This is a genomic window from Celeribacter sp. SCSIO 80788 (assembly GCF_051054295.1).
Lineage (GTDB): Bacteria > Pseudomonadota > Alphaproteobacteria > Rhodobacterales > Rhodobacteraceae > Celeribacter.
In genome coordinates this window covers 3,338,338-3,350,622 of the sequence record NZ_CP150482.1, presented here as the reverse complement: position 1 = coordinate 3,350,622, position 12,285 = coordinate 3,338,338, and the positions used below count along the sequence as shown (strand labels likewise).

The following is a 12,285-nucleotide window of genomic DNA, read 5'->3' as shown; positions in this document are numbered from 1 at the left end:
GTTATTTCCAGTCGAAGAACCCGGCGCCCGCGCGTTCCAGAAGTTTCGTCGCCATCTCGACGCCCATCGCGGCGGCATCTTCGACCGCGCCGGACATATCGTCCGTCAGGCTCTCCGAGCCATCGGTGCGCAGAATCTCTCCGCGCAAACGGATCGTGCCGCCATCGACCTCGGCCAGCCCGGCAATCGGGGTCTGACAGGAGCCATCAAGCTTGGCCAGAAACGCCCGTTCACAGGCCATCGCCTGCCCGGTCTTGACGTCATGCAGTGCGGAAAGCATCTCCGCGACCATCGCGTCCCCCTCGCGCCGCTCGATGGAAATCGCACCCTGCGCCACGGCGGGCAGCATCTCTTCGGCCGTCACGGCGCGGCGCGGCACATGATCGTAGCCCAGCCGATTGAGCCCGGCCATCGCAAGGAACGTCGCATCCGCCACGCCCTCTTCGAGCTTTTGCAGCCGGGTCTGCACCGAACCGCGGAATTCCACGACCTCAAGGTCGGGCCGTTTGTTCAGCAACTGCGCCTTACGCCGCAAGGACGAAGACCCGACCACAGCCCCCTGCGGCAGATCGGCAAGCGCCTTGCCATCGAGTGTGATGAACGCATCGAACGGGTTTTCGCGCGGCAGGTACGTGTCGAGGATCAACCCCTCCGGCTGCATCACCGACATATCCTTGGTCGAGTGCACGGCAATGTCGATTTCGCCGGTCAGAAGAAATTCCTCGATCTCCTTGGAGAACAATCCCTTGCCGCCCAGCTCGCGCAAGGAGCGGTCCTGAACCCGGTCGCCGCGCGTGGAAATCGTCACGATCTCGAACGCGTCCTCCGGCAGATCGAAGGCCGTCATAAGGCGCGACCGCGTCTCAAAGGCCTGCGCCAAAGCGAGCGGCGAGCCACGGGTGCCGATTTTCAGAGGGGCTGCGGGGGTCGGAAGTGTCACTGTCATGGCCAAGGCTTACCTGCGGCGGATCGGCCTGACAAGCGTCGAAAACACCCTCTGCGCTTGACAAAAGCGCGCAAGCCGGGGACCAGTGCGGGGATGATGACGGGAGGCCCGAAATGACCGACAAGACGATCCTGAAAGCGCTCAGAGGCGAGGTACAAAAGGTGCCGCCGATCTGGATGATGCGGCAAGCCGGGCGCTACCTGCCGGAATATCGCGCGACGCGCGCTGAGGCCGGGGATTTCCTGTCGCTGTGTTACAATTCGGATCTGGCCGCCGAGGTGACTTTGCAACCGATCCGTCGCTATGGCTTCGATGCGGCGATCCTGTTCGCCGATATCCTGTTGTTGCCGCAGGCGCTTGGGGCCGATCTCTGGTTCGTCACCGGCGAAGGCCCGCGCCTGTCGACCATCACAGAGGATGCGGATTTCGCAAAACTCAAGGGCAAGGACGACATTCACGACACGCTTGCCCCGGTCTATGAGACCGTGCGCATCCTGTCGCGTGAATTGCCGAAGGAAACGACGCTCATCGGCTTTGCCGGTGCGCCATGGACCGTTGCGACCTATATGATCGCCGGACGCGGCACCCCCGATCAGGGGCCCGCGCATGCGCTGCGGATGGGCAACACGGCGCTCTTCGAAAAGGTCATCGATCTCTTGACCGCAGGCACCATCGAATATCTCGACCAGCAAATTCAGGCCGGCGCCGAAGTGGTGAAAATCTTCGATAGCTGGGCCGGAAGCCTCAAGGGTGAAGCGTTCGAAAAATACGCTGTCGAACCGACCCGCAAGATCACGGCGGAACTGAAAGCCCGCCATCCGGGCATCCCGGTGATCGGCTTCCCCCGCGAGGCGGGCGCGGGTTATATCGGGTTTCATGGCAAAACCGGCGTCGATTGCGTCGCGCTCGACAATTCCGTCACGCCGGAATGGGGCGCGGCCAATGTCCAGAAAGACGGCTGCGTGCAGGGCAATCTGGCGTCCTCGCATATGGTCACGGGCGGTCAGGCGCTGATCGACGAGGTCCGCCATGTGCGCGAGGCCTTCTCGCACGGCCCCCATATTTTCAACCTCGGCCACGGCATCACGCCGGACGCGGACCCGGACAATGTCAGCCTGATGATCGAGACGCTGCGCGAAAACGCCTGAACGACGAAAAACCTAAACGAGAAAGCCCCGCCAAAAGCGGGGCTTTTTGAGTATTTAGGCCATCAGAAAGCCGTCACACCCATTTCGCCATCGGCGGCAGGGACATCAATACGGCGTCAGGGTTGTGCCCCGTCTCCAACCCGAATTTCGTGCCTCGGTCGTAGACCAGATTGTATTCGGCATAGAGGCCACGATGGACGAGCTGGCGATCCTTGTCGGCCTCGTTCCAGGGCGTGTCACGGCGTTTTTCCGTCACCCCGAGGAAAGAGGGCAGGAAGGCGCGCCCCACGTCCTGAGTGAAGGCAAAGTCCTTTTCCCAATCGCCCGTGTTGAGATCGTCGTAGAAAATCCCGCCGACACCACGCGCCCGACCCCGATGCGGGATATAGAAATATTCGTCCGCCCAGGCCTTGAACCTCGGGTAATACTCGGGATCGTGGCGGTCGCAATGCTCTTTCTGAACCGCATGGAACGCCACCGTGTCTTCGGCATATTCGATGCAGGGATTGAGATCCGATCCGCCGCCGAACCACCAGCCATGCGGCGTCCAGAACATCCGCGTGTTCATATGAACGGCGGGGGTATGCGGGTTTTGCATATGCGCGACAAGGGAGATTCCCGCGGCCCAGAACCGCGGATCGTCCTTCATCCCCGGAAGACCCTTGCGCGCCGCCATGGCCATTTGCGCCCGCTCGCCCAACGTGCCGTAGACGGTGGAGACATTAACCCCGACCTTTTCGAACACGCGCCCGCCGCGCATCACCGACATGAGACCGCCGCCCGCGTCCGATCCGTCCTCGGCGTCGCGCGTGGTTTCCGTCACCTCGAAACGCCCGGCATGATGCCCTGCGAAAGGCCCGCTGAGCTGGGTGTCTTCCAGAGCCTCGAAAGCCGACACGATCTGATCGCGCAACTGGCGGAACCACGCACTCGCGCGCGCCTTCTCATGGGTCATCTCATGTGTCATGGGGTCTCCTCTTCGCCGTCGACGAGAGGTAACAACAAGATGGCATCGGGGGCAAGCACCCTTCCCCTGCGACGGAAACGCGCTATGATCGCGTGTATACAGGGAAAGGAGATTTCCGATGCGTTGGCTCATTCCACTGGCGGTGCTGCCGCTGCTCGTCGCCTGTTCCGAACAACAGATGTGCATTTCCCGTGCGACCAAGGATTTGCGTCAGGTTCAGAGCTTTATCAAAGAGGCCGAAGGCAATATCGACCGCGGTTACGCGCTCGTCGAGAAAGAATATATCGACTACGACATCGAGCGCTGCGGCACCAATGACAAAGGCAAACCGATCTTCTGCCGTGTGCCGGACGTCGAGACCCGCATGGTGCCGAAATCCATCGATCTCGACGCCGAAGCCGCGAAACTCGCCGCCCTCAAGAAGAAAGAAGCTCAGCTTCAGATCGAGGCGAATACCGCCATCGAGGCCTGCAAGGTGCAGTATCCCGAGTGATCGTCAATGCGTGGGCGCAAGCACCGGATCGACCAGCGTGCGCCCGCCATCCACGGTCAGGATCTGTCCGGTCATAAAGCCTGAACCCTCAGACACGAGGTATTGCACGGTTTCCGCCACATCGGTGGCCGGTGCCACGCGCCCCATCGGGGTCTTGGCGATGATCTCGCTACGGTAATCGGGATTGTCCGACAGCATGTCCTGAAGGCTCGAACTCATCACCGACCCGAACGCCACGGCATTGACGCGGATGCGATGCGGCGCAAGCGCCACCGCCATCGCCCGCGTCATCTGATCCACCGCGCCCGACGAGATCGAAAAGGCCAGAAGTTCCGGCTGACAGCGCCGTGCGGCGATTGAGGACAGGTTGACGATGGCACCCACACTGGTATCTCCCTCCTCGGATTTCTCCGCGTTCTTGATCATCCATTTCGCCACCTGCTGAATGAGCCGCAGCGAGGTCATCAGGTTCTGATCGATCAACTGGGCGACATTGTCGTCCTCGACCGAAAGCGGATCGCTCATCGCCACCTGACGCGAGGCATTGACGAGAATATCGACCCCGTCGAACGCGTCGATCGTCGCCGACAACAGGTTCGCGATGGTCAGTTTTTCCCGCAAATCGCCCGCGAAATACGCCACCTGCGGATTTTCGCCGCCAACGAGATCGCCGTATTCCGCCGAAAGACTGGCCTCGTCCATATCCGCGCACATCACGCGCGCGCCCTGAGCCAGGAAATGCCGGGCGATAGCGAGTCCGACGCCATTGGCCGCACCTGTGATGATCGCGGTCTTGCCTTCGATGGAAAAGCTCATGCTGGCTCCTGTGTGTTTGCTCAGACCCTAGGGCCTCTTGACCGCTTTGCGAAGGGGTTTCGCGGCGTGCAGCAGTTTGAAGCCCGCCGAGGTGCCGATCTCGGCATATGTGCCGAAACAGGCGGCGAGCGTCGCCTCATAGGGCAACTGTCGGTTCGCCACCAGCCAAAGCTCGCCATGGGGCGCAAGCATCCGGCTGGCCGCCTCGATGAACGCCTGCCCAAGCGCCGGATCGGCGGCGCGGCTGGTGTGAAACGGCGGGTTCATGATCACCGCATCAAGCGGTTTGGGCGGGGTAAAACGCGTGGCGTCTTCCCAGTGAAACGTCACCCGAGGATCGTCGAGATTGTCGCGTGCGCAGGCAAGGGCGGCCGCTTCCGCCTCGACCACATGCAATTCCTTGACGCCGTCGCGGTCTAGGATCGCGCGAGAGAGATAGCCCCAGCCCGCCCCGAGATCGGCAATTTTCGCCGGGAGTTTCGCGGGCAATGCGGCCACAAGCGCCTCGGAAGCCTTGTCGATCCGGTCGACCGAAAACACACCCAAACGGGTGGTGAATCCCGCGATCAGATGCAGCGGACCGGGGTCGGCCCAGTCGGAAAAATCGCCCCCGGTGAATGCGACAGCCTTGCCATGCGCCTTGGAAACGATCTGCCCGACCGTCGCGCGTTTCTTCAGCTCTTTCAGAATGCTGTCGATGCCGTCGGTCTTTTGCCCGTCGACGATCACCAGATCCGCGCGGCTGGCCGCATCGGCGATCAGCGCATGCGCCTCCGCCTTGGAGCGCGGCACCAGAACCACGGCCAGATCGAACCGTCCTGCGGCCTCGGTCCTGACATCATACCCGCGCGCCATCAGGGCATCGACATCGGGTTTGAACCCCTGCACGATCTGCACCGTCGCGCCGTCCAGAGCCGACAGGTCCACATCGCCATGCGGGCGATAGACCACGGCGGTCGTCACGGGCGCAGAGCCCTCAAGGATCAGGGGGAGACGAGCGGACAGCATGGCGGGGAAACGCCTATTCCTTTTCCATCGTGCATTGCAGCGGGTGCTGGTGGCGGCGGGCGAATTCCATCACCTGCTGCACCTTGGTCTCCGCAATCTCGAAAGGAAACACCCCCACCACGGCAAGGCCTTTCTTGTGCACGGTCAACATGATCTCGGTCGCATGTGCGTGACCGATGCCGAAAAACCGCTCGAGCACCAGCACAACGAATTCCATCGGCGTGTAATCGTCGTTCAAGAGCAAGACTTTGTAGAGCGGCGGGCGTTTGGTCTTCGGCCGGGTCTTGAGCGCAAGACCGACATCGCCGTCGTCGTTCGACCGGTCGTCATTGTCTGCCATCATCTGAGGCGCGAGGATCACTCTGTCGTCTCCGGTTTCACGTTGCTACATCTTGGCGGGATCATTTGCCGATATATAGCCCCTTTTGCGCATGAATAAAGAGGGTTATGCCGAAAGCGGTAAAGGAACGCCGATCACATGCCCGATAAACTCGTTACAATCGCCTTCGATGCCGACGACACCCTGTGGGAAAACGAAGAGTTCTTCCGCATCACTCAGGACAGATTCGCCGAGCTTCTGACCGATTTCACCGAAGCCGATCACCTCGCCGAACGCCTGCTGGCCGCCGAGCGGCGCAACCTCGGGCATTACGGCTTCGGCATCAAGGGTTTCGTCCTCTCGATGATCGAAACCGCCATCGAAGTGACCGAGGAGCGCGTCCCCGCCGGTGTCATCAGTGAATTGATCGCCGCCGGTCAGGAGATGTTGCACCATCCGATCCATCTGCTTGACGGGGTCGAGGAAACCGTGGGCGCCCTCGCCGAAACCCATAAGATCCTCTTGGTGACCAAGGGGGATTTGCTCGATCAGGAGCGCAAACTCGCCCAGTCCGGACTGGGCGATCTGTTCGACGGGGTCGAGGTGGTCTCCACCAAGACGCCCGAGGTCTACCGCAGCCTCTTCGCCCGTCATGGCGTCGCGCCCGACCGCGCGATGATGGTCGGCAATTCGATGAAATCCGATGTCCTGCCCCCGATCGAGGTCGGAGCCTGGGGCGTCTATGTCCCGCATAACATCACCTGGGCCCTCGAACATGCCGAAGCGCCGGAGGGCCATCCGCGATACCGCAGCCTTTCGACCCTGCGCGAGCTGCCGGTTCTGATCGGCTCGCTCTGAGAAAATCGCATTGGGCATGCGCCCGATGTGGTGGAATGCCGCCCTGCCGCCACCAAATATGGCGTTGCAACAATACACGCCTTGAAAACCCTTGAAAATTGGTGGTTTTCTCGACGCAAAGCCTGTGCTAGCTTTTGACCAAACACAAGTCGGGCGACATGATCCGACAAGACGAGGCAGAGTTATCATGAAGAGCAACGTGCAGGCACGGGGTGTCCCGCGTGCCGGAACAGGACGCATTTTCCCTCTCCTTCTGATCGCCTTCGCGATGATGATCGCGATGTCGGCGCGCACCATGGCTGCGGAATACGCCGCTCTGGTGATGGATGCGCGCAACGGCAAGGTGCTTCACGCCACCAATGCCGACACCCGGTTGCACCCGGCATCGCTCACCAAGATGATGACGCTCTACATCGCCTTCGAGGCCATTGAACACGGCGAAATTTCACTTGATGACGATGTGACGATCTCCCGCAATGCCGCCAATGAGGCGCCCTCGAAACTCGGTCTCAGCCCCGGTCAGAAAATCAAGCTGCGCTATCTGATCCGTGCCGCCGCCGTGAAATCCGCCAACGATGCCGCAACCGCCATCGGCGAGGCCATCGAAGGCTCGGAGGCCGCCTTTGCGCGTCGGATGAACCGCACGGCCAAGGCGCTCGGCATGTCGCGCACCACCTTCAAGAACGCCCATGGCCTCACCGAGGAGGGCCACCTTTCGACCGCCCGTGACATGAGCGTCCTCGGGCGGCACCTGTTTTACGACTATCCCGATTATTACAACCTGTTCTCCCGCACCACCGCCGATGCAGGTGTGCGCATGGTGTCCCATACCAACACACGCTTCCTGACCTCCTATGAAGGCGCAGACGGCATCAAGACCGGGTACACCGTCGCGTCCGGGTTCAACCTCACCGCCTCGGCCCACCGGGGCGATCAGCGCATCATCACCACCGTGTTCGGCGGCAAATCCACCGCCACGCGCAATGCCAAGGTGGCAGAGCTGATGGACCTCGGCTTCAAACGTGCACCGAGCCGTGTCGCCGTGGTGAAACCCGCGAAACCGCCCTACCTCGGCAAGATCGGCGGCGATACGGTCATGGTGGCCGCCAATCAGGACACACCCGCAACCGTGTCGAAAATCATTCGCGTGAGCACCAAGATGAGTGCGAGCCCGCTGCCGAAACTGCGCCCGGCGCAGGCCCTGGCGCCGGAAACCGAAGAGCTTCTGCTCGCGGCGTCTGACGATGTGATGTCGGCGCTGGCGAAGGCCGAACAGGACGCCGCCATCCTCGCCGCCGCCAGCGATGCCGCCACAGAGGCCACGACGCTTCTGGCCGAGGCTGCACGCGCTCAGCCCAGCGAAATGCCCGCAGTGACACCGACACTCGCACCGCAAACCGCCCCCACCGAAATCAAACCCGTCGTCGCTCAGGCCGTCGTTCCCACCGTCGCTCCGCTGCCACGGCCCGCGACGCTGCAACTCGCCTCCATCGAACCGACCTCCGCCATCGCCGTCGAGCCGGCTGTCAGCGCCCCCGAGGTGGTCACCCGGCTGTCGACCTCCGGCAACCGCTACTGGGGCATCAACATCGGCACCTATGGCAGCGAATACGAGGCCCGCAAGGAGCTTTTGAAAACCGCGCTGAGCGAGGTGGAGATGCTCGACGGTGCGCTGCGCAAGGTGGTGCAGACCAAGCGCGGTTTCGACGCAAACTTCCTCGGCATGACCGAGGACATGGCGGCGCTCACCTGCCGCCGTCTCGAAGCCCGTGGCACCGATTGCAACACGATCGGGCCGTCCTGAGCCCATCCCTCCCAGACGCAAAAAAGGCGACCTTCACCGGTCGCCTTTTTTCATGTTCACAGAGCATCGGCGTTCAGACGCCCGCCCCCTCCTCCACCTTGAGGTCCAGCGCAGCCCGCACCAACGCACGGGTATAGGCCTGTTTCGGCGCTTCGAAAATCTCCTCCGCCGTGCCCATCTCGACCACATCGCCGCGCTTCATCACCAAAACCTTGTGCGACAGCGCCCGCACCACCCGCAGATCGTGCGAGATGAAAAGGTAAGCCAGCCGGTGCTTCGCCTGCAAACTGCGCAGCAGCTCCACGATCTGCACCTGCACCGTCATATCGAGCGCCGAGGTCGGTTCGTCCAACACCACCAAACGCGGTTTCAGGATCATCGCCCGGGCGATGGCGATGCGTTGCCTCTGCCCGCCAGAGAATTCATGCGGATAGCGATGCCGCGTGTCGGGATCGAGCCCGACCTCGCGCATGATGTCGATCACCGCCTGTTCTTTCGAGGCATAGCCCTCGACATGATGCACGCCCAGACCTTCGGCGATGATCTGTTCCACCGTCATCCGCGGCGACAGAGAGCCGTAAGGGTCCTGAAACACAATCTGCATATCCGCGCGGAGCGGTTGCAGTTTCTTGTTCGGCCAGCCCTGAATGTCCTGCCCCAGGACCACCACCGGCCCTTCGGAGGAAATCAGCCGCATCATCGCAAGCGCCAGTGTCGTCTTGCCCGACCCGGATTCGCCGACAATGCCCACCGTCTCGCCTTCGCGCACCGTCAGCGTCGCGGCATTCACCGCCTTTACATGGCCGACCGTCTTGCGCAGCAGACCGCGCTGGATCGGGAACCAGATGCGCAAATCCTTGGTCTCCGCCACAACCTCCGCCCCCTCGGGCACAGGCCCCGGACGCCCCGTCGCCTCGGCCGCCAGAAGCATCTGGGTATAGGGGTGTTGCGGATTGGCGAAAATCTCGGAGGCCACGCCCGCCTCGACGATCTCGCCGTTTTTCATCACACAGACCCGATCCGCGATCTTGCGCACGATATTCAGGTCGTGGGTGATGAACAGCATCGACATGCCAAGGCTCTGTTTCAGCTCGGCCAGAAGCTCCAGAATCTGCGCCTGAATCGTCACGTCGAGCGCGGTGGTCGGTTCGTCGGCCACCAGCAACTCGGGCTTGTTCGCCAAGGCCATGGCGATCATCACACGCTGCCGCTGCCCGCCGGACAATTGGTGCGGATAGTCCTTGAGCCGGGTTTCCGGGTCGTGAATGCCGACCTGCCCCAAAAGCTCGATCACCCGCTCCCGCGCCGCGGCCCCGGTCATGCCGTGGTGGATCAAAAGCACTTCGGCGAGCTGTTTTTCCAAGGTGTGAAGAGGGTTCAAAGAGGTCATCGGCTCTTGGAAAATAAAGCTGATGTCATTGCCCCGGAGTTTGCGAAGCTCTTTCTCGGAGGCGCCCACAAGCTCCTGCCCCTGATAGGTCACGGAACCTTCGATGACCGAAGTGTCCGGCAGAAGGTTCACACAAGAGAGCGCCGTCACCGATTTTCCGGAGCCGGACTCGCCCACAAGCGCAACCGTTTCGCCCTTCTCGATGGAAAAGCTCACGCCCTTCACCGCCTCAACGACCCCGCCATCCTGACGGAACCCGATGCGCAGGTCTTTGTACTCCAAAAGGCTCATCGGAAGGTCTTCCTCGGGTCAAACGCATCGCGCACGCCTTCGAAGATGAAGACCAGAAGCGACAGCATGATGGCATAGGTGAAAAACGCGGTGAAGCCGAGCCACGGCGCCTGAAGGTTCTGTTTCGCCTGAAGCGTCAGCTCGCCCAGAGACGGATAAGACGACGGCAGGCCGAAGCCCAGAAAGTCCAGAGACGCCAGCGTGCCGATGTTGCCGGTGACGATGAAGGGCAGCATGGTCAGCGTCGCCACCATCGCATTGGGCAGCATATGGCGGAACATGATCGTCCGGTTCGACACCCCAAGCGCGCGGGCGGCCCGGATATATTCGAAATTCCGCGCCCGCAGGAATTCCGCCCGCACCACGCCGACAAGCGCAGTCCAGCCGAACAGGATGGTGACAAAGACCAATAGCCAGAAACTTCGCCCGAGAATGGCGAACAGGATGATGATCACATAGAGCGAGGGCATCGCGCCCCAAATTTCAAGCACGCGCTGGAAAATCAGGTCGGTGCGCCCGCCAAAGAAGCCTTGGATGGCGCCCGCGATCACGCCCACGAGCGACGAGGCGATAGAGACGATCAGCGTGAAGAAAATCGACAGGCGGAAACCGTAGATCACGCGGGCGACCACGTCGCGTTTGGTATCATCGGTGCCCAGCCAGTTCTGGCGCGTCGGCGGCGAGGGCGCGGCGCCGGGCCCTTCGACCTGCGTGTTGAACGAATAGCGAATGGGCGGCCAGATCATCCAGCCTTTCTCGATCTTATCACCGTCGATCACGCCGTCTTGGGCGTCTTCGAGATAGCCTTCGGGGTCATCGAAACAATCGACCAGCCCGCCGGTTTCGATCAGGCATTGCACCTCCGGATAGCGATAAACCGCCTCTGTGGCGAAATCCCCGCCGAACTCCGTTTCCGGGTAGAATTTGAAGATCGGCATGTAGTAGCTGCCGCGATATTGCACGAGGATCGGTTTGTCATTCGCCAGAAACTCGGCAAAGAGCGACAGGCCAAACAGGATCGAGAACAGGATCAGCGACCAATAGGCCCGCTTGTTCGATTTGAAATTCCGCCAGCGCCGACGGTTCAGCTCAGACAATTTCCCGGACATCTTCATGTGTCCCTCCGCTCGAAATCAATCCGGGGATCGACAAAGACATACATCAGATCCGACAGAATCCCGATAACGAGGCCGATCAGACCAAAGAAGAACAGCGTGCCGAAGATCACCGGATAGTCGCGCGCCAACGCGGCCTCATAGCCCATGCGCCCCAGGCCATCGAGGGAGAACAGCGTTTCGATGATCACTGAGCCGCCGAAGAACACGCCAAGGAACAGCCCCGGAAAGCCCGCGATCACGATCATCATCGCATTGCGAAAGACGTGGCCATAAAGCACGCGGTGTTCCGGCAGGCCCTTGGCCTTGGCGGTCACAACGTATTGTTTGCGGATTTCATCGAGGAAGGAATTCTTCGTCAAAAGCGTCAGCGTGGCGAAGGACGAGATCACCGAGGCCAGAACCGGCAGCGTGATGTGCCAGAAGTAATCTCCGATCTTGCCCAGAAGCGACATCTCCGACCAGTTGGGGGAGGTCAGGCCACGGAGCGGGAAAATCTGAAAATACGACCCGCCCGCGAACAGCACCAAAAGCATGATCGCAAAGAGAAATCCGGGGATCGCGTAGGCTGCGATGATGATCCCGGAGGTCCATGTGTCGAACCGCGTCCCGTCGCGCACCGCCTTACGAATGCCAAGCGGGATCGAGATCATATAGGAAATCAGCGTCGCCCAAAGCCCCAGCGAAATCGACACCGGCAGCTTGTCCCAGACCATGTCCAGAACCTTTTCGGACTTGAAATAGCTCTCACCGAAATCGAACCGGACATAGTTCCACATCATGCCGAGAAACCGCTCAAGCGGCGGTTTGTCGAGGCCGAACTGACGCTCCAGCTCGGCGATGAATTCGGGCGGCAAGCCACGCGCCCCGGCATATTCGCTTTCATAGGTGTTGGCGGACTGGTTCGCCGCCTTGCCATCGATGGAGACATTCACGTCCCCTTGACCGCCGGTGATGTTCTCGAACACATCGCCTTCGCCCTGAAGATTGGCCAGCACCTGCTCGATCGGCCCGCCGGGCACGAATTGCGTCAGGGCGAAGTTCACCACCATGATCCCGATCAGCGTCGGGATGATCAGCAGCAAACGCCGTAGAATATAGGCTCCCATGAACCGTCCTGCTCGTTGTCG

12 protein-coding genes are annotated in these 12,285 nt (G+C 61.3%); 4 read left to right on the top strand and 8 right to left on the bottom strand.

What is annotated here, in order from left to right; translation table 11 throughout:
- Nucleotide 1: 1 nt before the first annotated feature.
- On the bottom strand, nt 2–946 hold the full coding sequence (gene hemC, locus V1471_RS16900) for a hydroxymethylbilane synthase (protein WP_434290296.1): 945 nt from the start codon (nt 944–946) through the stop codon (nt 2–4).
- Nucleotides 947–1,059: 113 nt separating this feature from the next.
- Between hemC and hemE the strand changes: the two genes are divergently transcribed.
- A complete protein-coding gene (gene hemE / locus V1471_RS16895) occupies nt 1,060–2,094 on the top strand; it encodes a uroporphyrinogen decarboxylase (RefSeq protein WP_434290294.1) in 1,035 nt (344 codons plus the stop codon).
- Nucleotides 2,095–2,167: 73 nt separating this feature from the next.
- Here the strand turns inward: hemE and hemF are convergent, their stop codons facing one another.
- Nucleotides 2,168–3,061: an oxygen-dependent coproporphyrinogen oxidase gene (gene hemF, locus V1471_RS16890; protein WP_434290292.1), complete on the bottom strand. Its 894-nt coding sequence runs from the start codon at nt 3,059–3,061 to the stop codon at nt 2,168–2,170.
- Nucleotides 3,062–3,179: 118 nt separating this feature from the next.
- On the opposite strand from hemF, the gene V1471_RS16885 reads away from it, so the two are divergent.
- Nucleotides 3,180–3,554 (top strand): hypothetical protein, encoded by a 375-nt coding sequence (locus tag V1471_RS16885; RefSeq protein WP_434290291.1) that lies wholly within the window; start codon nt 3,180–3,182, stop codon nt 3,552–3,554.
- A gap of 3 nt (nt 3,555–3,557) precedes the next feature.
- Here the strand turns inward: V1471_RS16885 and V1471_RS16880 are convergent, their stop codons facing one another.
- The 3 genes from V1471_RS16880 to clpS are packed head-to-tail and all read right to left on the bottom strand — an operon-like array spanning nt 3,558 to nt 5,718.
- Nucleotides 3,558–4,370 (bottom strand): SDR family NAD(P)-dependent oxidoreductase, encoded by an 813-nt coding sequence (locus tag V1471_RS16880; RefSeq protein WP_434290289.1) that lies wholly within the window; start codon nt 4,368–4,370, stop codon nt 3,558–3,560.
- A gap of 27 nt (nt 4,371–4,397) precedes the next feature.
- Nucleotides 4,398–5,378 carry a methyltransferase gene (locus V1471_RS16875; RefSeq protein WP_434290287.1) on the bottom strand — a complete coding sequence of 327 codons (981 nt, stop codon included), beginning with the start codon at nt 5,376–5,378 and terminating at the stop codon, nt 4,398–4,400.
- A 13-nt stretch (nt 5,379–5,391) separates the two neighbouring features.
- Complete coding sequence (gene clpS, locus V1471_RS16870) at nt 5,392–5,718, bottom strand: ATP-dependent Clp protease adapter ClpS (protein ID WP_211309169.1); 327 nt, start codon at nt 5,716–5,718, stop codon at nt 5,392–5,394.
- A 138-nt stretch (nt 5,719–5,856) separates the two neighbouring features.
- Here clpS and V1471_RS16865 point away from each other — a divergent pair, with 138 nt between their 5' ends.
- Both V1471_RS16865 and V1471_RS16860 read left to right on the top strand, forming a co-directional pair.
- Nucleotides 5,857–6,555 (top strand): HAD family hydrolase, encoded by a 699-nt coding sequence (locus V1471_RS16865; protein WP_434290286.1) that lies wholly within the window; start codon nt 5,857–5,859, stop codon nt 6,553–6,555.
- Nucleotides 6,556–6,742: 187 nt separating this feature from the next.
- Nucleotides 6,743–8,359 carry a serine hydrolase gene (locus V1471_RS16860; RefSeq protein ID WP_434290284.1) on the top strand — a complete coding sequence of 539 codons (1,617 nt, stop codon included), beginning with the start codon at nt 6,743–6,745 and terminating at the stop codon, nt 8,357–8,359.
- Nucleotides 8,360–8,432: 73 nt separating this feature from the next.
- Here the strand turns inward: V1471_RS16860 and V1471_RS16855 are convergent, their stop codons facing one another.
- From V1471_RS16855 to V1471_RS16845, 3 genes are read right to left on the bottom strand one after another with little or no spacing between them, the layout of a single operon-like run.
- Nucleotides 8,433–10,040 carry an ABC transporter ATP-binding protein gene (locus V1471_RS16855; protein WP_434290282.1) on the bottom strand — a complete coding sequence of 536 codons (1,608 nt, stop codon included), beginning with the start codon at nt 10,038–10,040 and terminating at the stop codon, nt 8,433–8,435.
- On the bottom strand, nt 10,037–11,149 hold the full coding sequence (locus tag V1471_RS16850) for an ABC transporter permease (RefSeq protein WP_434290280.1): 1,113 nt from the start codon (nt 11,147–11,149) through the stop codon (nt 10,037–10,039). Before V1471_RS16850 ends, V1471_RS16855 begins: the two co-directional genes overlap by 4 nt.
- 2 nt (nt 11,150–11,151) lie before the next feature.
- The gene (locus tag V1471_RS16845; protein WP_434290278.1) at nt 11,152–12,264 is read right to left on the bottom strand and encodes a microcin C ABC transporter permease YejB; all 1,113 of its coding nucleotides are present in this window, start codon (nt 12,262–12,264) and stop codon (nt 11,152–11,154) included.
- Nucleotides 12,265–12,285: the final 21 nt, after the last annotated feature.